The sequence below is a fragment of the Polycyclovorans algicola TG408 genome (assembly GCF_000711245.1).
Taxonomy (GTDB): Bacteria; Pseudomonadota; Gammaproteobacteria; order Nevskiales; family Nevskiaceae; genus Polycyclovorans; species Polycyclovorans algicola.
This window is the reverse complement of sequence record NZ_JOMH01000001.1, coordinates 2,106,772-2,126,402: the sequence shown is the minus strand read 5'-3', so window position 1 is coordinate 2,126,402 and position 19,631 is coordinate 2,106,772. Positions and strand designations below refer to the sequence as shown.

Here is a 19,631-nt window from a genome sequence, read left to right as displayed (position 1 = left end):
CAGCGCACCTTGCTTGAAAATGGACGGGACCCCCCAAGTGTAAAGTGCGCTTCGCCTTGGTGCCTTGCCGCGCGCGCGAACCCACCGCCCTTGGCACCCTCATTTCCGGCCTATTTTAGAGAACGCAATGTCCACACCCACCCATCACCGTCTGATCATTCTCGGCTCCGGGCCGGCCGGCTACACCGCCGCCGTCTACGCCGCGCGCGCCAATCTGCAGCCGGCGCTGATCACCGGTCTTGAGCAAGGCGGGCAATTGATGACCACCACCGAGGTCGACAACTGGCCGGGTGATGTTGAAGGCTTGATGGGGCCCGACCTGATGACGCGCATGCAGCAGCACGCCGAGCGCTTCGACACGCAGATCATTTACGACCACATTCAGTCGGTGGACCTCAAGCAGCGGCCTTTCACCCTCAGTGGTGACATGGGCCAGTACACCTGCGATGCGCTGATCATCGCCACCGGCGCCTCGGCCAAGTACCTGGGCCTCGAGTCCGAAACCGCGTTTCGCGGCAAGGGCGTGTCGGCCTGCGCCACCTGCGATGGCTTTTTCTACAAGGGGCAAGACGTGGCCGTCATTGGCGGCGGTAACACGGCCGTTGAAGAGGCGCTGTACCTGTCCAACATCGCCAACAAGGTGACCGTGGTGCATCGCCGCGACAAATTCCGTGGCGAGAAAATCCTCCATGACAAGCTGTTCAAGCGGGAAGCCGAGGGCAAGGTCGAAATCATCTGGAATCACGGCCTCGACGAAGTGCTGGGCGACGAAACCGGCGTCACCGGTCTGCGCGTCAAACCCGTCGCCGGCGGGGACGCGCGCGACCTCGATCTGAAAGGCGTGTTCATCGCCATCGGCCACGCGCCCAATACCGGCATCTTTGAAGGCCAGCTCGACATGAGCGGCGGCTACATCAAGGTGCAGTCGGGCAGTAGCGGCAACGCCACCGCCACCAGCGTGCCCGGCGTCTTTGCCGCCGGTGACGTGATGGACCACGTTTATCGCCAGGCCATCACCAGCGCCGGCACCGGCTGCCAGGCGGCGCTGGATGCGGAACGTTATCTCGACAAATTGGCGGACGGCGGCGAATAAACCCTGCGGCCAGGCTGTCATAGCCGGCCTGACAAATTCCGCCCCTGCCCAGAGACCGCCTGATGAAGCTCTTCTGTAACGCCACGTCGCCGTTTGCCCGCAAGGTCCGCGTTGCCCTGCACGAAATGGGGCTGGCCGAGCGGGTCGAAGAAATCATCACCGACCCGTTTGCCGCCGCACCGCCGCCCGAGCTGCTGGCAGCCAATCCGCTGTCGCGCATCCCGACGCTGATCACCGACGAGGGTCTGGCCCTGCCCGACTCCAAGCTGATCATCGAATGGCTGCAAACCACGCAGCACAATCGCCTGCCGACCGAGTCGGCGCGGTGGGCTGCCGCGCGGCGCGCGACCATCGCCGAAGGCATTCTCGAAGCCGCCGTGGCCAGCGTGCTCGAAAAGCGTCGTCCCGAGAGCATCATCTACCCCGCTGCCCTGGACCGACTGTCACACGCCATCGAACGCGCGCTCGACATGCTCGAACTCGAAGCCAATGCGCTGGGCGACCCTGTCGCTGTGCCCACGGTGGCCAACCTCAACACCGGTATCGCGCTGGCCTATCTGGATCTGCGCATGCCCTATCTCAACTGGCGTCAGCGCGCGCCGTCGCTCATTGAATGGTTCGACGCCTTCGCAGCCCGCCCCTCCATGCAGGCGACTGAGCCGCCTGCTGCCAAGTAGACCGACATGTCCGACGTTAGACCCCTGATGCACGCGATCCAGAATCGCGACACCCCGGCCGCGCGCGCCGCGCTGGAACGTGATGAGTCCCAGGCCACCGACCCGTTGCCCGGTGGGCTGAGTCCGCTGATGTTCGCGCTCTACAACGGCGCGCAGGAAATCGCCGAGCTGCTACGCGCCTACCGACCGCTGAGCCTGCACGAGGCCGTTGCACTGGACGACACCTTTGCTGTCGCACGCCATGTGCTCGATGAGCCCGATGCCATCCGCCGCCACAGCGTCGATGGCTGGACGCCGCTGCACCTTGCCGCCTTCTTCGGCCAGCGTGACGCGCTATTGACCTTGATCGGCCTCGGCGCGCCCATCGACTCAATTAGCGAAAACCCGATGCAGAACACGCCGATGCACGCCGCGATCGCCGGCCCGGCCGGCGAGCAGATGGCGCCTTTACTGATTGGGTTTGGCGCCGATGTGCATCACGTGGGCGGTAGCGGCGTCACCGCACTGCACCTCGCTGCCTCACGCGACTTCACCGGCCTGGTTCGCCTGCTGATGGCCCGCGGCGTCGACCGCACGCTGAAGACCGAAGACGACAAGACCGCTGCCGACCTGGCCCGCGAGCGCGGCCATCTGGAGGTCGCGCAACTGCTCGACAACGGCCTGCAGTAACGGCTGGCAACAAAAAAGCGCCCGGCGAAATGCCGGGCGCTTTTTTGTTGCCAGTACGGCTTGAGAATCAGCGGCCTTCAAGCCCCACGATGCTGATGCCGCACACACCGTTGTAAGGCACGCCGCCGAGGTTGTGCGACAGCCCGAGCGTCGGGTTCTTGAGCTGACGCGGACCGGCGCGGCCGGTCAGTTGCAGATAGTGCTCATAGACCATGCGCAGGCCGGAGGCACCGATGGGGTGGCCGAAGCATTTCAGGCCGCCGTCGATCTGGCAGGGAATCTCGCAGTCGGCGTCGAACACGCCGTTCATCACGTCTTTCCATGCCTGCCCATCTTCTGAAACGCCCAGGTCTTCCATGGTCACCAGCTCGGTGATCGAGAAGCAGTCGTGTACTTCCAGCGCCGAGAGTTCCTTGCGCGGGTTGGTGATGCCGGCTTCGGCATAGGCAGCCTTGGCCGCGTTGCGGGTGTTCTGCACGTAGCTGCCGTCCCACTGGTTGGTGGATTGCTCGCGCCCGGCGCTGGCTGACAGGGCCAAGGCCTTGACCGTGACCAGGTCGCGCTTGCCGAGGCTGCGGGCGATGGCCGGCGTGGTCACGATGGCGCACGCGGCGCCGTCCGACACGCCGCAGCAGTCGAACACGCCCAGCGGATCGGCAATGATCGGCGCGTTGAGAATGGTGTCCATCTCCACCGCTTTCTGCAGATGCGCCTTGGGATTCTTGGCGCCGTTCTGGTGGCTCTTCCACGACACGCGGCCGATGGCCTGCTTCAGATCGGCCTTGGACACGCCGTACTTGGCGCGATAGCCGGCCGCCAACTGCGCAAAGCCTGCAGGCGCGGATCCGTAGGGCATCCACAGGTCGTTGAGCGTGCCCTTGGACTGCACCGGCAAGCCGCCGTAACCCGAGTCCTTGAGCTTTTCGGCGCCGATGGCCAGCGCGATGTCGGCCGCGCCGGAAGCCACGGCATACACCGCGCCGCGCAGCGCTTCGGTGCCGGTGGCGCACATGTTTTCGACGCGCGTGACCGGAATGCCCTCAAGCCGCAGCGCGGTGGCCAGCGGAATGGCCGAGTTGCCCACGTTCACCCGGTCCAGCGCCGAGCCGTACCACGCGGCTTCGATCTGCTTGCGCTCGATGCCGGCGTCGGACAGCGCTTCCAGAAACGCCTCGTTGAGCAGGTGCTCGGTGCCGCAGTCCCAGCGTTCGCCGAAGCGCGAACAGCCCATCCCGAGAATCGCGACCTTGTCCTTGATGCCTGATGCCATGATCTGATGTCCTTAGCTCGATTCAGAGGTCGGAGCTGCTTTCCAGAAGTAGCGATCCCAGCCGCGCAGCTTGTCGCGCTCCTTCTTGCGGAAGGTCATCGCCAGCGGCGTGCCGACCTCGATGCCGCCCGGCCCCACGTCGACGATCTCCATCAAAACGCGGGCGCCAGCATCGAACTGCACCAGGCCCATGTACAGCGGCGGTGCGGGTGAATACTGCAGCCAGTCGGCGGTGTAGGTCGCGACCTTGGCGGGCGCGTCCACCAGCGAGTAGGGCTTCTGGGTGTCGGTCTCGCCGCAATTGACGCAGGTCGGGCTGCGCGGAAACTGAATCTGCCCGCAGGCGCTGCACGCACCGCCAACGAAGCCGAAGATCTGGTCCGACACGCGGTACAACTGCGTCAGCGCGGTCTTGTGATCGGTCTCGGCGCGCATGCCCCAGTCGAGGTCAATCTGACCGTCGTTGGAGAGCAGCTTCAGGTACGTGGTTTCTTCAATGCGCTGGGCAATTGACCCGGCCAGGCCGCGACGACCGGCCACCGCAGGCGCGTTGCCCATTTCAAACGCCACCACTTCGCAGCCTTGCGCAAAGCTGACGATGACGATCACCTCGCCCGGCTGGGCGCGCTCCAAGGCAGAAATGAGCAGCAGCAGCGGTTGCGCCGTGCCGGTACCGCCCACCTGTTCGGCAAAGCCCGGCAGCAGCGCGTCGGGCGCCAGCTTGAGCTTGCGGGCGACGGCGGCGTCCGACTTGGCCGGCCCGCCCGACAGCCCGAAGTGGGCAATGCGCTCGGGGCTCAGCCCGGTTTTTTCGAGCAGGCGCTTGACCGCCGCCGGTATGATTTTGGCCACGCCTTCGTCACGAATCCAGCGCTCTTCCCAGCCATAGTCGAAGTCGCTGCCGGATTTGCGGAAATGGTCGATGAACGGCACCGACACCGTCTCGGCGCCGAGGAACCGGGCGATCACATCGTCGCCCGCACCCACCGCCAACGCCCCGGCGCCGCAGCCGACCTGCATCTCCAGCACGCTCGCCGGCTTGGCCTTGCGCTGCTCGGAGGCAAGCACCAGCGCTGTGCCGTCGGCGGACGCGCCACGACAGGAAGCAATCAGCGTGCTCAAACCGGCGCGGGTGGAGCCCGATGACTCAGCCGCACCGGCACCCGCCGGCAATTGCAGCGCGGCGTTGACGAACACCGCATTGTTGATGTCGGCATAGGGCGCGGTTGTGCTGGCCAGCGTCAGGCCGGTGACCGAGGCCGCGTTCATGCCGCGCAGGCAGTCGCGCCCGGCTTCGACCGCCATGGTGATGACGTCTTCATCCCAACTGCACATCGACCGCTCGCCCTTGGCCTGGCCTTTCAGGCCGGGAAAGCCCCAACTGTGCGCGGCGGCAATCGCCGAACGCTGCAGGCGACGGCGCGGGATGAAGGCGCCGAAGGAGGTAATGCCGATGATTGATTGTTCTGCCACGCGGACTCCTGTTGATGCGTCGGGGGGTGAGCGGGCAATGAGCGCCCAGGTCGATGAGCGTGCCGTGCGCGGACATGCCGGGCAGTGACCAGCGTCGTTTTCAAACGGCACGCAAGTTTACGCATTTCGTAAGCAAGCTTACAACTTTGTCAGCGCGACCAAGGCCGTACAACATCCGCCAAGCCGATCACGCACTTGGCGCCCGCATTTGAGGTTGGCAAGCCGAACCGGACCAAGGTCGGGACTGCAGCAAGTCGGCCCGCACCCTAGAATCGAGGCGTGCCTTCGGTGATGCACGCGACGGGTCTGACGGAACGGACCCCGCGCATCATGACCGGACAGGCGCCCCATCGCGCAGCCAGGAACCCGAACATGACCGAAAAACAACCGACCATCATTTACACCCTGACCGATGAAGCGCCCCTGCTGGCCACCAGCGCATTCTTGCCGGTGGTTGAGGCATTCACCTCGGCGGCGGGCATCAAGGTGACCACCAGCGACATTTCGGTGGCGGCGCGCATTCTGGGTGAGTTTCCCGAGTTTCTGACCGAGCAACAGCGCGTCCCTGACAACCTCGCCGAGCTGGGCAAGCTCACCTTGAAGCCCGACACCAACATCATCAAGCTGCCCAACATCAGCGCGTCGGTGCACCAGTTGATCAGTGCCATCAAGGAGCTGCAGTCCAAGGGCTACAAGCTGCCGGACTTTCCCGAAGACCCGAAGACCGACGAAGACAAGGCGATCCGCGCCCGCTATTCCAAATGCCTGGGCAGCGCCGTCAACCCGGTGCTGCGCGAGGGCAACTCCGACCGCCGCGCGCCGAGAAGCGTCAAGGAGTACGTGCGCAAACACCCGCATAGCATGGGCGAATGGAGCATGGCCTCGCGCACCCACGTCGCCCACATGCGCGAGGGCGATTTCTATCACAGCGAAAAATCGATGACCCTCGACCGCGCCCGCAACGTGAAGATGGAACTGGTCACCCAAAGCGGCAAGACGGTGGTGCTCAAACCCAAGGTTGCGCTGCTGGACGGCGAAATCATCGACAGCATGTTCATGAGCAAGAAGGCGCTGTGCGCGTTTTACGAGGAACAGATGGAGGACGCACGCAAGACCGGCGTCATGTTCTCGCTGCACGTCAAGGCGACGATGATGAAAGTCAGCCACCCCATCGTCTTCGGCCACGCGGTTCGGGTGTTCTACAAGGAAGCCTTCGAGAAGCACGGCAAGCTGTTTGCCGAGCTGGGCGTCAACGTCAACAACGGTCTGGTCGACCTGTACGAAAAGTCCAAGAAGCTGCCCAACTCGCTGCACGAAGAAATCGTGCGCGACCTGCACTCCTGCCACGAACACCGCCCCGAACTGGCGATGGTCGATTCGGCCAAGGGCATCTCCAACCTGCATGCACCCAACGACGTCATCGTGGACGCATCCATGCCGGCGATGATTCGCATCGGCGGCAAGATGTGGGGCGCCGACGGACGACCCAAGGACACCAAGGCGGTGATCCCCGAGAGCACCTTCGCGCGCATCTATCAAGAGATCATCAATTTCTGCAAAACCAACGGCAACTTCGATCCGGTGACCATGGGCACCGTGCCCAACGTCGGGCTGATGGCGCAGCAGGCCGAAGAGTACGGCTCGCACGACAAGACCTTTGAAATTGCCGAAGACGGCGTGGCCAACATCGTCGACCTTGAGACCGGCGAAATTCTGCTCACCCAGAATGTAGAAACCGGCGACATCTGGCGCATGTGCCAGGTCAAAGACGCGCCGATCCGCGACTGGGTCAAGCTGGCCGTCACACGTGCCCGCAATTCGGGCATGCCGGCCGTGTTCTGGCTCGACGAATACCGCCCACACGAAGCCGAGCTGATCAAAAAGGTCGAGACTTATCTCAAGGATCACGACACCACCGGACTCGACATTCAGATCATGTCGCAGGTGCGCGCCATGCGGTACACGTTGGAGCGCGTGATTCGCGGCCTCGACACCATCTCGGTCACCGGCAACATCCTGCGCGACTACCTCACCGACCTGTTCCCGATCATGGAGCTGGGCACCAGCGCCAAGATGCTGTCGATCGTGCCGCTGATGGCCGGCGGCGGCATGTACGAGACCGGCGCCGGCGGTTCGGCGCCCAAGCACGTCAAGCAACTGCTGGAAGAAAACCACCTGCGCTGGGACTCGCTGGGTGAGTTTCTGGCCCTGGCCGCCAGCCTTGAAGACCTGGGCATCAAGACCGGCAACGACAAGGCCAAGATTCTCGCCAAAACTCTTGACGCCGCCACCGGCAGACTGCTGGACGAAGACAAGAACCCCTCGCGCAAAGTCGGCGAACTCGACAACCGCGGCAGCCAGTTCTATCTCGCGCTGTACTGGGCACAGGCGCTCGCCGAACAGACCGAAGACGCGCAGCTGCAAGCCCACTTCAAACCACTGGCCAAAACCCTCGCCGAGCAGGAAAGCACCATCCTCAACGAGCTTTCAGCGGTTCAGGGCAAGCCCGTCGACATCGGCGGTTATTTCTATCCAGACCCGAAGAAGATGGCCGAGGTGATGCGTCCCAGCAAGACATTCATTGGCGCGCTGACCGCGACTTGATCAGCGTTGTGGCCTCCACGGGACCGTCGCGCACCGGCCCGTGGCCAGGGCCGCAGCCCAGGCTTGGCTTGACTGCATTCGGCTAGAGCCAGGGCCACTGAACACGATTGGTCGCACTGCGTTGCCGGCTGTTTTTCGCCAGGGCGACCGTTCCCGCACCCATGCTTCGCGCATCGTAAGCCGGTCTTCAGGCGCGACTGAGGAAATCTGGTTATTCCAAATGACGAAGGCGCAACGCCGTATGGGACGCTGACGACGGCACCACACGTCAAAAAATCAGGTAGATGGTCATCACCGAGGCGGCGGCGCCGACGATCCAGATGGCCCCAGCCGCCTGCCACGCCCGTGGTGCGCGCCTGAGTTCCATGAAATGCGACATCACCAATGCGACCTTCACCGCCGCGACGATCATCACCAGCACCGTGGCGACCTTGGGCGCGAACATCGGCTGCGAGAACCACCAGGTGGAGGCGGCAGTGCTGACCATCAGCAGCAGCCAAACCGCCACAACCGTTACGAAGGCACGGTTCATCGCGATCACCTCACCAGGTACAGCAGCGGAAACAGGCAGACCCACAGCAGGTCGACCATGTGCCAATAGGTGGCGCCGCCCTCGTAAGCGGAGAGGCTGCCGCCGGGTTGGGCCGACCGGGACTTGGCCCACAGCGCAGCGAGAATCACCGTGCCGACCACGACATGGCCGAGGTGCATGCCGGTCATGACGAAGTAATACATGAAAAAATCGTTGCTCAGCATGGAAATACCGGCATCGAATTTCTCGCGGTATTCGATGACCTTCAGCACGATGAACGTCACCCCGCAGGCCAGCGCCAGCGCGAGAAACGGGGGTGCGAGCCGGGTGCGACCCTGCTTGAGCGCGGCGATGGCCAGTACCACCAGCATCGAGCTGGTGAGCAGAATCAGCGTATTGATGCCGCCGAAATCGACATTCAGCAGTTGCCGGTTGACCTCGAACACTTCGAGATTGTGCTGACGGTCCCACATGAACGCGCCAAACATCACCGCGAACACCGCCATGTCGGCAAACACGAACACCCACACCCCCTCCACGCCGGGCAAGTGGCGGCGTGGAGGGGTAGCGGGCATCGCCGTATGTTGAGCGTCTGTCGTCATACGAGGCGCCCGTCGGCTCGGCGCAGACTCACGTCGCCGCTTCGTCGGTGATTGCCGCATCGTCCTCGCCGTCACGAACCCGACGGTTGAGGTCTTTCACCAGGTAGTAGCTGGCAACAAACATCCAGATCAGCCATGCCGGATACGGCAGCCAGAAGCCGATCAAGCCGTCATAGGCAAATGGGCCGTCGCGGAGCACCGCGGTCAGGCTGGCAGGGAAGAAGGTGGCGCCGCAGAAGATGGTCAGGTAGCAGGCCCAGTTGGGCATGACCGGGTTTTTCGCGCCCTTCTTGTCCGACAGGAAGCACAGTGCCATCGCAAACATCTGCAAGGTGGTGCACATGTACACGGTGTCATTCATCAACCAGCCGGCGTCGGTCAACATCTGGGTGATCTCCGGCAGGCGTTCCGGCCGCTGCGCCGCGACCACCCAGCACCACATGCTGATGGACACCACCATCACCGTCAGCGCGCCGCCCATCAGCTGCAGGTACGACAACACCGGGTAAGGGCCGGTCTCGATGCGCTTCATCCGCGTGGTCACGTAAGCCGTCCACGGTAGGTAGAAACAGATGGTGACCAGCGCGACCAGAAAGCCAACACGGATGGACGCCAGATCGTTGACATAGCGATCGGTAAATGCCTCAGCCGGCCAGTCCGGGTGCGGCGGCGGCAGGTTCTTGCCCATCCACGCCCAGAAGATCACGAAGGTGATGACGAAAATCGGGCCGAGGTAAATCGACCATCTTTGGTAGAAAATCTTGGTTTGTTCATCCATTGCGCTCACTCCATTGGAACTGCAGAAAAACCTCTTGCCGAGGCGGTGTCAGGGCGACAGGGCCGTCGTCGCACGCTTCTGGCACCAGATCGACGCTGTGATGCGGACTTGACGCGTCTGCCATCGCTCGCTCCCTCCAAGAACGCACATTCGGTCGACGTCCATAGACCCTCGTGTTCTTCGCTTTGGCTCGAATGAGGGTGATGGTGGTCACCTCACCGGTCTTGTCGTGAATGGCCTTCTTCGGCACGGGGTCTCCTCCTCGAACCCTTGTTCTGAGATCAGGCGGCGACCCGTCCGCGCAACGGTTGCTTGTCAAGCGACAGAATCAGTTTTCGCAACAGCCGTACGAGCACTCGAAACTCGTCGTCGCTCAGGTCAGAAAACGCATCCTCGATGGGCCCACGCAGGCGCGGCGCGGTGTCCAGCGCTTTGGCCCGCCCCTTGACGGTGATCTTGATGATTTGGCGACGGCCATCGAGTGGATGGGTTTCGCGGGCGACGTACCCGGCCTTGGCCAACTGCTCAAGCAACCGCGTCATGTTGGCGCGGCTGGTCCCGACCATCTCGCTGAGCTCACTGGGCGAGGCCGCACCACTGTCTTCGGCCATCAACAGGCAGAGCACGTGAAAATGGTGCTCGGTGAGCCCCAGCAAGCGGAAGACCGGCTCGAAATAGGCGCCCAGGCCGTACTCGCAAATTCGCAACAGGCGGACCATTTCGGTGCCCGGCATCGACAGCTCGGGGAGCGCCACCGCCATTCGCGGGGTGCTGATGGCCACTTGACGTAAACGGTCTGCGCCTTTCATTTTTTAAGTAATTTATATGTGAACTAACAATAACCGACACTCGTGCGACAGGCAACCGTGGGGGGTGTCGGGCAACTTGTGCTCAACGCTGCGGGCAAATGCGCACAAACCGTCGCCGCGCACCAAAAAGCCGCCGTCACCGGTCAAGTCAGGCTGCGTCTTCCCGATGCCTCAATGCGCTGAGGCAACCTTTCTGCCGACATCCAGGCCGCGTCAATCTTCGTCGGAGGCCAGCGCCGACACCACCGGCAACAGTTGGTCGCGCGATGCCAACTCGGCGCGCAACGCCGACAACATGACGAACACCCCGGCCAGCCGCCGGTGCAGAAAAATGATTTCGCGCGGCGGCACGCGAAAATGCACCGACAGCGCATTGCGCGAAGCGATACGTCCGACGCGCATCGGCAGGTCGGATTCATGCCAACGGTAAAGGCCGTCGGGCGTCAGCAGGTGCGCTGGGATGCGGCCGCTGTCGAGCGCCTCGAAGGGTTCGACGATCTGCATGCACAACTCGGCGAACGCATTCATCACCTGCGGCGGAAAGCGCTTGTCCATCAGGCCAATGTCGATGGCGCCACGAAAAATCTGATCGGCATCGCGCGACAACGCCCCCATCACGATGTTGCTGTACGACTCGATGAAGCCCCGGCCGAACAGCTTGGTGGCGCCAAAATCCAGCAGCACGATCTGGTCTTCGCCGCCGTCGCGCGGGCGAATCCGGTAATTGCCGAAATGCGGGTCCGACTGGACCATGCCCCAGTCAAAGAACTCGGTCAGAAACAGCTCGAGAAAATGCGCGCCCAGTCGGTCACGGCGGTCCTGGCTGAGCGACTGGATATCGGCATGCCGCACCGACACACCCGACTCATAGGTCGTCGTCAGCACGCGGTCATTGCTGTAATCGCCGATCACCCGTGGCACCACGAAACGTGGATCGTCGGCCAGCCGTTTCTGAAATTCGCTGGTGAAGTTGGCCTCGCTGTCGTAATCGACCTCGCGGTGCAGCATCTCGCGCACTTCGTTGAATACCGGGTCAAGGTCCAGCCCTTTGGGCGCCAGTCGCGAAAGCCCGACCAACCGTGACAGGCTACGAATATCGCTCTCGATGGCATCGGCAACGCCGGGGTACTGAATCTTGATGACCAGTTCCAGACCATCCCGCTTGCGCCGCGCGCGGTGTGCCTGACCCAGCGAGGCGGCGGCCATGGGCACGGTGTCAATATCCAGTTCGGCCATACGGTGACGTCCGATGGCACGCTCCAGCACCGGGGCGACCACGCGCCAGTCGACGGCCGGGGTGTCGTCCTGCAAGCCCGACAGTACCGCCACCGCTTCTGGCGGCAAAAAATATTGCCCGTAAAGCGACAACATCTGCCCGGCCTTCATCACGCTGCCCTTGAGCTGCCCCAGCGCATCGGCCAGTTCGGTGGCGCGCTCGACGTAGAACGCCTGGTCGGCAGTCTTGCGGCCCTCAGCGCCGCGAAACACGTTGGCCATGCTGTGGGCAATGAAATGGCCGCCGGTACCCAGGCCGAGCTTGGTGAGCGCCAGGTTGCGCTCGAATGGCCTGGTCTTGAGCGACGTCATGGTAGATTTCGCGCCGCGTCTTTCAGACTCATCTTGATCTCCCACTGCATCCCCTTATGACCACGTTGACCGAGATTCTACTGGCCTCACCCAAACGCGAAGCCCTGATTGCCGGCGGTGCTGCGCTGTTGGAAAAAGCCATTGCCGACCGCAGCGGTCTCACCGGCATGGCCTACCGTACCGGCTACGCGATGATCAAGGCGGCCAAGCCCGGGGCGGCGCGCCGCGCATCCAATGAACTGATGCCGGGTTTTGCCGAGGCGCTGAACCCGCTGTTCCAGCAGCACCTGCAACAGGGCGGCACCGCCGAAACCTTTGGTAGCGCGATGCTCCGTCATGCCGACGAGGCCATCAGCGGCATGATTGCCGTGGCCGACCGCCGCGTCGAAGGCTCGTCAGACCTGATTCGCAAAACCTACGCGCGCTTTCGCGGCAATGCCGAGTCCGAGGTGGCACGCATCCTGCCCGACTTCGCAAAACTGATCGACCGCGTCATCGCACAACCCGAAAAGGCCTGACCTCACCGGCTGTAGGAGCGACGTACCGACGCCGGCAGAAACTCGTTGGTGGAAAATTTCAGCCCGTAATCGAAGTGCTCAGACTCGGCAAACAGCCGGTTGGCAAAATAACGCCCGTCCTTCAGGTCATAGGTGATCACCGGCCGCGCCCAGGCCGCCTGGATGTCGTATTCGGCCACCAGATGCCCTTCCTGGAAGCGCCAGGGTTCGCCCTTGCGGTCGTGGCTTTCAACCATGACCACCGTCCATGAATCTTCATCAACGTAAAACACCCGCTTGCCGAAACTGTGGCGTTGGCCGCCGCGCTCGGTGGCCTCGATCACCCACACCCGATGCAGCTCATAGCGGGTGTGCTCAGGGTCGAAGGCCAGCGGCTGCAGCAGGTCGGCGTTCTTCAACGGCGGCAGGTTGAGCCGGTAGGCGTTGTACGGGATATACATCTCGCGCTTGCCTTCCAGCCGCCACACGTAACGGTCGAAGGCGCCGTTGTACATGTCGACCATGTCGATGAACTCCAGCCCATCCGAGCCCGGAAACGGCTGGTCGTAGCCCACCGGCGGCACGCGGAACATGCGCCCGGCGCTGGCCAGCAACACCCAGATATTGCGCGGCTGGCGCTCGGAATCCAACGTCTCGTGGAACAGCGACACGACGTCGGGCGAGCGCCCCATGGGCGACAACTGGGTGATGCCCAGCGCGACGTAGTTCTCGGTCTTGGGATCGGCCGGGTCGCGGATGTTGCCGTAGCGAAAGTTGACCCGAAAACCCTGCTTGTGCTGGCTGGACAGCGCACCGCTTTTCAGCACCACCGCCTGCTGGTTTTCAAAGTCGACCGAATCACCGCGATACCGCGTGCGGTGGTTCCACATGATCTCGACCCCGGTCTCGGGCCGCGGGAACGGAAAGCCCAGGCGCGCGCCTTTCAGGGCATCCGGACTGTCCAGCGTGGCGGTCTCGGCGTTCTTGGCCGTGGCGTCATAGATCGCCTGCGGATAGCTCACCGAGCGCCGCGTCGGGTACACCGGCAGCCGGTAACCGGGCACGTTTTTCAGCAGATGCCGATGCGAAGGCGTCAGCCGTTTGGCGTGCCGGTCCATGTTGTCGGCGGTGATCACGAACAACGGCGCATCGTCGGCATACGGATCGGGCAGCGGCTCGCCGTCGACAAATCCGGCCGGGCGACGCTGGGGCGTGATGCCGCCCGTCCAAGGCGGGATCTCACCGCTGGCATTGCCGGCACGCTCGGCGCCCACCGGGGTGAAGCGCGGTCCGGACGATGACTCGGCGGCGGCACGCGCCTGCCGTTCACCCCCACCTTCCAGCGTTGGAATCGCACCATCGCCCGACCCCAGTCGTGAGGCCAACTGCACATCCTCGACCACGCGCTCGCGGCGCTCGGCCGCAGCCGTCATCGCCAACTCGCGCGCCCGCCCCGACTCCAGATATTTGACCCACTCACGGGCCAGCGCCGCCTGCTCACCCGGCCGCGCGGCCGCGCGGCGAAAATTGGCCAGCGCATCGTCGACCGACGCTTGCTGATACTGCGCGGTGGCCAAGGTCATCAGGGTCTCGGGCGCCGGGCCTTCCAACGCAATCAACTGCTCGACCGAGCGCGCAGCCTCGCCGTAGCGCTCGGTCTGCATCTGCAGTTGCGCCAGCACCCGCAACAGCTCGGCGTCAGGGCCATCCTGCAACGCGCGACCCAGTGCCGGCATGGCCAACTGCGCTTCGCGAGCGGCGACGAACAACTGTGCCAGCAGGCGACGATTGCCGCGGTCGTCGGGCAACTGCCGGTCATCGATCCAGCCTTGCAACAGCGAGGCCGCCTCGAAAGGCGCGCCCAGTTCGGCCGCGAGCCCGATCAGCCGCAGCCGGTCATTGGCGTCATTCATGAAGCCGAGCCGCTGCGCCAGCTCCAGGGTCGCCGCCGCGCGTCGTTTGTTGCCGACGCGCAGGTACAGCGCCGCCAGCCGCGCCCAGTCGTCGCGTACCTCCGGCGCCTCGCGCACCAGTTGCTCCAGCAGCGGCAATGCATCCTTGAACTGGTCGGTGGCGAGGTAGGCGCCCATCAGGGCGCGACGCCAGGTGATGTCGGCGTTCTCCACATCGTTGATCGCCGAGCGCAGCAGCGGGATGGCGTCGCGATGACGACGGTCCTGCAGGTAAGCCGCCGCCAGCGCAACGCGAATTTCGGGTGGCGCATCACCGCGCTTCACCTGGGCCTCCAGTGCCGGCTGGTTGCGCTTGAAATCACCGCCGGCCATCAGTACCTGCCCCAGCATTTCACGCATCTGTTCGGCCGCAGGCCCGGACAGGGCGTCGGTCTCCAGTGCCTGATTCAGCAGCTCGGCGGCACGTGCGTTGTCGCCGTCCTTGGCCGCCTTCATCGCCATCTCGCGCAGCAGCAGCGCCCGCTGGTACGGGTCCGTGGTCTGTTTGAGCAGCGCCTCAGGCGTTTGTTGAATTTCGTCGGGCGGCGTTTCCAGCTCGCGCACTTCGCTGCGGTATTGCTGCGCGGCAGTGTGGGTGGACGCGCAGACAGCCATGAGCACCAGCAGGCTTTTGATGAGGGCTTGAAGGCGCACGCTCATCGCCAGTTGTAGGCGCAATCTTCAGGATTCATCGGCACGCGCTGCTTGACCTCACGCGCCACTTTGCCGCGCTCGTAAATCCAGTTGCCGATGCTCTCGATCGCGGCGGCTTCGAACACGCCGCGCGGCTCGGCGTCGATCAGTTTGACGTTCTGCACGCGACCGCTGGGCATGACGGTGAACATCACTTCGACCCAGCCGCGCAGGCCTTTGTCGCAGGCCCATTCCGGCATCTGCGGTCGCGCGGTCGACAGGGGCACCAGCGGCCGGCCACTGAAGCCGCGACCGGTGCCGCTGCCACCCGCACCGGTGCCACTGCCGGCGCCGGCAAAACCGGCGAAGGCACCGGCATTGGCGAGGCCGACCCCGGTGCTGATGCCCGAGTTGACGGCCACAGCAATGTCGCCCATTGGCGCGGCGTTGACCGACAGCGTCGGAACGTTCACCTGCGGCGCTTTGGGTGCCGACAGGGCCGGCGGGGCGGCCGGTGGCGGGGGTGGCTCGGCCTCGGGGCTGAACATCGACGCCACCGTCTCGGGTTCTTCCTCAGGCGGTTTGACGATCTCCACCGGCGGACTACGCCGCTGCGCGTCCAGCGGCGCTTCCGGTGAGCGCGTCATCCACGACATCCACAAGAACAGCGCCACCGCAACGCCCAGCGCGCCGACCGAGGCCAGCAGCAGGCGCCGGCCGCTGCCGTCATCGAGCAGCGTGCCCGCCAGTGGTGTCGGCTGGGCCATCAGTTGGCCCGAGGCGTGGCGGCGATGGCGACGTCGCGCACGCCGGCGAGACGCGCCTGGTCCATGACCTCGACCATGAGGCCGGCGCGCGCATCGCGGTCGGCCTGCACCACCACCGAGGCTTGCGGATCTTCGCTGCGCAGCTTCTGCACCACGGCGCGCAGGCCGCGAATGTCGACCTGCTGACGGTCAATCCAGATCTCGCCCTCGGGCGAGATGGCGATGAGGATGTTGGTGCGCTCTTCGCGCTCGGCGGTCTCGGCGCTGGGCCGGTTGATCTCGATGCCGGCCTCGCGGATGAACGAGGTGGTAACAATAAAAAAGATCAGCATGATAAAAATCACATCGAGCATCGGCGTCAGGTCGATGCCGGAATCTTCGCTGGGCGGCGCGTGGCGTTTGATCTTCATGCCGTCACCTCGCGCACGCTCAAGGTGTCGCCAAAACGCTCCGACTCGCGCCGCACGCGCGCCTGAAAGCGGTTGATGAAGAACAGACCCGACAGCCCCACCACCATGCCGGCCATGGTCGGAATGGTGGCGCGCGACACGCCGCTGGCCATGGCGCGGGCATCGGCGGTGCCCTTGAGCGCCATCACGTCGAAGACCTGGATCATGCCGGTGACGGTGCCCAGCAGGCCCAGCATGGGACAGATGGCAATCATCACCTGGATGGTCGGCAGAGTGCGGCTCATCGACAGCTTGATGCGATCAAGCAATGCCTCGCGGATGCGCCGCGCACCCAGCGAGCTGCGCTCGGCACGGCCAAACCAGTGGGCGTGCACGTCGCGCTCGACCTTGGGCAGCACCCGCCAGAAGAACCAGGCGCGCTCGAGGATCAGCATCCACAGCAGCACCGCAGCGGCGAAGATCAACAGCAGCACCTGACCGCCGGTTTCGAAAAAGGCGAGCAAGGTCAGCCACGGTTCGAGCAGCCAGTCGATCACGGCAGGCGCTCCATGCGGTCGGCGAGCATCACCGCCGAGGCCTCGTCGAGCATCTGGATCAACACCTTGGCGCGTGCCACCAGCAGCGAGTTGAGGAACAGCAGCGGAATGGCCGCCACCAACCCCAGCACCGTGGTCACCAGCGCCTGGGAAATGCCGCCGGCCATCAGTTTCGGATCCCCCGTGCCGAACACGGTGATGGCCTGGAAGGTGGCGATCATGCCGGTCACCGTGCCCAGCAGCCCGAGTAGCGGCGCCACTGCAGCAAACAGCTTGACCAGCGACTGGGCGCGTTCGATGCGCGGGGTCTCTTTCAGCACCGACTCCGACAGTCGCAGCTCGATCAGCTCGGCGTCTTGCGGTGGGGCCGTGTCATTGCTGAACGTCAACAGCAACCGGCCCAGCGGGTTGTTGGGTTTCGGGTTTTCGCGGTCGGCCAACTGACGCCGCATGCGGCTGCCGGCAGTGGCCAGATAACGCCACTGGACAAGGGCGATGACGATGCCGATGAAACCGATGACCAGAATCAGCAGGCCGACGGCGCCGCCCTGGCGAATGCGCTCCAGCAGGTCCGGGCGCTCGCCTTCAACCCGTAAGAGCGAGCCGCGCGACGGATCGATCATCGCCAATTCCGTGCCCGATTCGGCTTCTTCGAACGCCGAGGCGGTGCGTGTCCACGCCCACGACGGCTGCTGCGGCAGAGCGATGAGCCGGCCGTCGCCGTCAAGGCTGAGGTAACGACCCTGTGACATGGCGGTGAACGGACCGACCCGCACCACCGACTGCCGCTGCGCGTCGCCATCCGGTTGCACCACGTCGGCATCGAACCGGACGCTGCGCCCGGCTTCGACGGCCTGTTCCAGCAGGGTGATCCAGAGCGCTTCCAGATCGTCGATCTCGGGCAGCTCGCGGCCATCAGCGAGGCGGTCGAGCAGGTCAAGCCGCTCCGGCGTCTGGGCGGTGATCAGCGACTCGCTGGCGGTGCCGCGCAGATCGCTGGCGGTCTGGCGAATGCCAGCGTACATCTGATCCAGCTCGCCGACGTTGTCACGCAACTGCGCCTTGAGCGCCTGAATCTCTTCCTGCTGGGCTTCGAAGTCCTCGCGAATGGCGTCGATGCGGGCCTGCGCGCTTTTCTGCTCGGCCTCGGCCTCGCGAAGCAGGGTTTGCTGCTCGGAGCGCTGGCGAACAAAGCGCGCCTCGCGCTCACGGTTGATCTCGCCGCCCTGCCGGGCCGCCTCTTCGACCTCGCGCAACAACGCATTGAGGTCCGGGGCCTGGGCACCCAGCAGCGGCGTGACCACCAGCAGCGCGGCGGCGCCAACCCAGCGCAGCCTGGTGAACCGGGTGATGCGGCTCATGGCGGGTCCTCCGCATCGCTTTCATCCAATGGCATGTCGCCCTCGGGCGGTGTGTTGGCCTGCACCGCCACGGGCGCAACCACCGGCAGGCGCAGCAATGCAATCGGTGCGGTGTCACGCGCCATGCGCAGGCCCTGGCGGATGGTGCGTCGCAACCCGGCATCGGCCACCTGCCAATCACCTGCCTCGCGGTCCCAGCGAAACGCCTCTCGGCCGTCCAGGGTCAGGCCGTAGAGCGCCAGCCGACCGACACGGAGAATGTCGACGGTGCGCTCACCAATCTGGCCGCGCTCGGCGTCCAGCCCCTGGCCGTAGTCAATCTCGATCTGGTAGGCCTCCAGCAGTCGGCGGTACTTCTGCGCCAGCGAGGCGTCGGGGTCGCTCATCAAACTCGAGACTTGTGCCAGACGTTCTTCACGTTCGGTTTCGAGAAACGGCAGATCACGCGCGATCAGCGCGTCAAAGGCATCGAGCATGCGCAGCATCAAAGGCATCAACTCGGCCTCGGTGCGCTGCATGGCGTCGATCTGGCGACGTAGCGAGGCCTTCTCTTCTTCCTGCCGCTCGGCGATGGCTTCGAGCTGGTCGGCAAACACGGTCAACTGCTGCGCCTGCCAGGTTGCGGCGCGGTAGCGCTCCAGCAATGCGCGGGTCTGGTCATCCAGTTGATCAATGCGTTGCTGCGACGCTGCGGCATCGCGCTGCGCCCGCTCGGCAGTCCCCAGCGCCCGGTCCACCGGGTCTTGCGCCGCAGCGTTGTGAAAGTAAAGCAGGCCGGCCAGACCCAGCACGGCGATGATGCTTTTCAAAATGAACTCGCTCCTTGATGACGGCGCGTGGTTTGACCTAATTGGCGAGGCCGTGAGGGCCTGTGCGCGAGGACGCAAAGCCAGAATAACGACCTGACCGATGACCCGACCACCCACAGGGCTGATTAATCTAGTCGGATGATCCCCATCTGCAAAAAACCGGTTGACGGAATGATCTGGCGGCCTATAATGCGCGCCACGTAGCGGGTGTAGCTCAGTTGGTAGAGCGCGACCTTGCCAAGGTCGAGGTCACGAGTTCGAGCCTCGTTACCCGCTCCAAGAATCAGCCCCGAAGTATCGGGGCTTTTTTGTCTCAGGGCATTGTCTCTGGTGACACCGCTTCAGCGGCTGGGTGGCAGAGTGGTTATGCAGCGGACTGCAAATCCGCGTACGCCGGTTCAATTCCGACCCCAGCCTCCATTTGACCATCCGAGTAGGTCCACGGAAGTCCATGAAACCCTGTTAGATGCAGGGTTTTTTGCTTTCTGAGGTCCGTGCTTGTCCGCTGTCATCCACTGGCAGCCAGCGTTAAATGGGGGTAGCTTTGGGGGTAACGCCCACATGGGTGAAAC

At 64.1% G+C, this 19,631-nt stretch carries 18 protein-coding genes and 2 tRNA genes; 7 read left to right on the top strand and 13 right to left on the bottom strand.

Translation table 11 applies throughout. The features are described from left to right. Positions 1–127: 127 nt before the first annotated feature. From trxB to U741_RS0110160, 3 genes are all read left to right on the top strand, one after another. A complete protein-coding gene (gene trxB, locus U741_RS0110170) occupies positions 128–1,093 on the top strand; it encodes a thioredoxin-disulfide reductase (protein ID WP_029890363.1) in 966 nt (321 codons plus the stop codon). 62 nt (positions 1,094–1,155) lie between these two features. Further along, the gene (locus U741_RS0110165) at positions 1,156–1,770 is read left to right on the top strand and encodes a glutathione S-transferase family protein (protein WP_029890362.1); all 615 of its coding nucleotides are present in this window, start codon (positions 1,156–1,158) and stop codon (positions 1,768–1,770) included. Positions 1,771–1,776: 6 nt separating this feature from the next. Continuing rightward, entirely contained in the window at positions 1,777–2,439 is a 663-nt protein-coding gene (locus U741_RS0110160) for an ankyrin repeat domain-containing protein (RefSeq protein WP_084154792.1), read from the top strand. Between the two features lie 67 nt (positions 2,440–2,506). Here the strand turns inward: U741_RS0110160 and U741_RS0110155 are convergent, their stop codons facing one another. Further along, on the bottom strand, positions 2,507–3,709 hold the full coding sequence (locus tag U741_RS0110155; protein ID WP_029890360.1) for an acetyl-CoA acetyltransferase: 1,203 nt from the start codon (positions 3,707–3,709) through the stop codon (positions 2,507–2,509). 12 nt (positions 3,710–3,721) lie between these two features. Then, on the bottom strand, positions 3,722–5,182 hold the full coding sequence (locus tag U741_RS0110150; protein WP_052378689.1) for an OB-fold domain-containing protein: 1,461 nt from the start codon (positions 5,180–5,182) through the stop codon (positions 3,722–3,724). Positions 5,183–5,554: 372 nt separating this feature from the next. Here U741_RS0110150 and U741_RS0110145 point away from each other — a divergent pair, with 372 nt between their 5' ends. Then, positions 5,555–7,786 carry an NADP-dependent isocitrate dehydrogenase gene (locus U741_RS0110145; RefSeq protein WP_029890358.1) on the top strand — a complete coding sequence of 744 codons (2,232 nt, stop codon included), beginning with the start codon at positions 5,555–5,557 and terminating at the stop codon, positions 7,784–7,786. A 268-nt stretch (positions 7,787–8,054) separates the two neighbouring features. Here the strand turns inward: U741_RS0110145 and U741_RS17805 are convergent, their stop codons facing one another. From U741_RS17805 to U741_RS0110120, 5 genes are all read right to left on the bottom strand, one after another. Further along, entirely contained in the window at positions 8,055–8,318 is a 264-nt protein-coding gene (locus U741_RS17805) for a cytochrome C oxidase subunit IV family protein (protein WP_043110536.1), read from the bottom strand. Positions 8,319–8,323: 5 nt separating this feature from the next. Continuing rightward, positions 8,324–8,893: a cytochrome c oxidase subunit 3 gene (locus tag U741_RS0110135; protein ID WP_200872706.1), complete on the bottom strand. Its 570-nt coding sequence runs from the start codon at positions 8,891–8,893 to the stop codon at positions 8,324–8,326. A 55-nt stretch (positions 8,894–8,948) separates the two neighbouring features. Beyond that, the gene (locus U741_RS0110130) at positions 8,949–9,698 is read right to left on the bottom strand and encodes a hypothetical protein (protein WP_029890355.1); all 750 of its coding nucleotides are present in this window, start codon (positions 9,696–9,698) and stop codon (positions 8,949–8,951) included. Positions 9,699–9,979: 281 nt separating this feature from the next. Beyond that, positions 9,980–10,459: a MarR family winged helix-turn-helix transcriptional regulator gene (locus U741_RS0110125; protein ID WP_029890354.1), complete on the bottom strand. Its 480-nt coding sequence runs from the start codon at positions 10,457–10,459 to the stop codon at positions 9,980–9,982. Positions 10,460–10,720: 261 nt separating this feature from the next. Next, positions 10,721–12,094 (bottom strand): ABC1 kinase family protein, encoded by a 1,374-nt coding sequence (locus tag U741_RS0110120; protein WP_052378687.1) that lies wholly within the window; start codon positions 12,092–12,094, stop codon positions 10,721–10,723. Between the two features lie 56 nt (positions 12,095–12,150). Between U741_RS0110120 and U741_RS0110115 the strand changes: the two genes are divergently transcribed. Beyond that, the gene (locus U741_RS0110115) at positions 12,151–12,612 is read left to right on the top strand and encodes a DUF6918 family protein (protein ID WP_029890352.1); all 462 of its coding nucleotides are present in this window, start codon (positions 12,151–12,153) and stop codon (positions 12,610–12,612) included. A 2-nt stretch (positions 12,613–12,614) separates the two neighbouring features. Here the strand turns inward: U741_RS0110115 and U741_RS17800 are convergent, their stop codons facing one another. From U741_RS17800 to U741_RS0110085, 6 genes are read right to left on the bottom strand one after another with little or no spacing between them, the layout of a single operon-like run. Then, the gene (locus U741_RS17800) at positions 12,615–15,203 is read right to left on the bottom strand and encodes a DUF1329 domain-containing protein (RefSeq protein WP_043110259.1); all 2,589 of its coding nucleotides are present in this window, start codon (positions 15,201–15,203) and stop codon (positions 12,615–12,617) included. Then, positions 15,200–15,943, bottom strand: coding sequence for an energy transducer TonB (locus U741_RS0110105; RefSeq protein ID WP_029890350.1), 744 nt, complete (start codon positions 15,941–15,943; stop codon positions 15,200–15,202). Before U741_RS0110105 ends, U741_RS17800 begins: the two co-directional genes overlap by 4 nt. Beyond that, positions 15,943–16,353 carry an ExbD/TolR family protein gene (locus U741_RS0110100; protein ID WP_029890349.1) on the bottom strand — a complete coding sequence of 137 codons (411 nt, stop codon included), beginning with the start codon at positions 16,351–16,353 and terminating at the stop codon, positions 15,943–15,945. The genes U741_RS0110105 and U741_RS0110100 overlap by 1 nt, the downstream gene beginning before the upstream one ends. Next, positions 16,350–16,889 (bottom strand): MotA/TolQ/ExbB proton channel family protein, encoded by a 540-nt coding sequence (locus U741_RS0110095; RefSeq protein WP_152551565.1) that lies wholly within the window; start codon positions 16,887–16,889, stop codon positions 16,350–16,352. The genes U741_RS0110100 and U741_RS0110095 overlap by 4 nt, the downstream gene beginning before the upstream one ends. After that, entirely contained in the window at positions 16,886–18,250 is a 1,365-nt protein-coding gene (locus U741_RS0110090) for a MotA/TolQ/ExbB proton channel family protein (protein WP_052378686.1), read from the bottom strand. Before U741_RS0110090 ends, U741_RS0110095 begins: the two co-directional genes overlap by 4 nt. Then, entirely contained in the window at positions 18,247–19,059 is an 813-nt protein-coding gene (locus tag U741_RS0110085; protein WP_235200274.1) for a DUF3450 domain-containing protein, read from the bottom strand. The genes U741_RS0110090 and U741_RS0110085 overlap by 4 nt, the downstream gene beginning before the upstream one ends. A 203-nt stretch (positions 19,060–19,262) precedes the next feature. Between U741_RS0110085 and U741_RS0110080 the strand changes: the two genes are divergently transcribed. Further along, a tRNA-Gly gene (locus U741_RS0110080) sits at positions 19,263–19,338 on the top strand. Between the two features lie 67 nt (positions 19,339–19,405). Then, positions 19,406–19,479 (top strand) — tRNA-Cys (locus U741_RS0110075). Positions 19,480–19,631 lie beyond the last annotated feature (152 nt).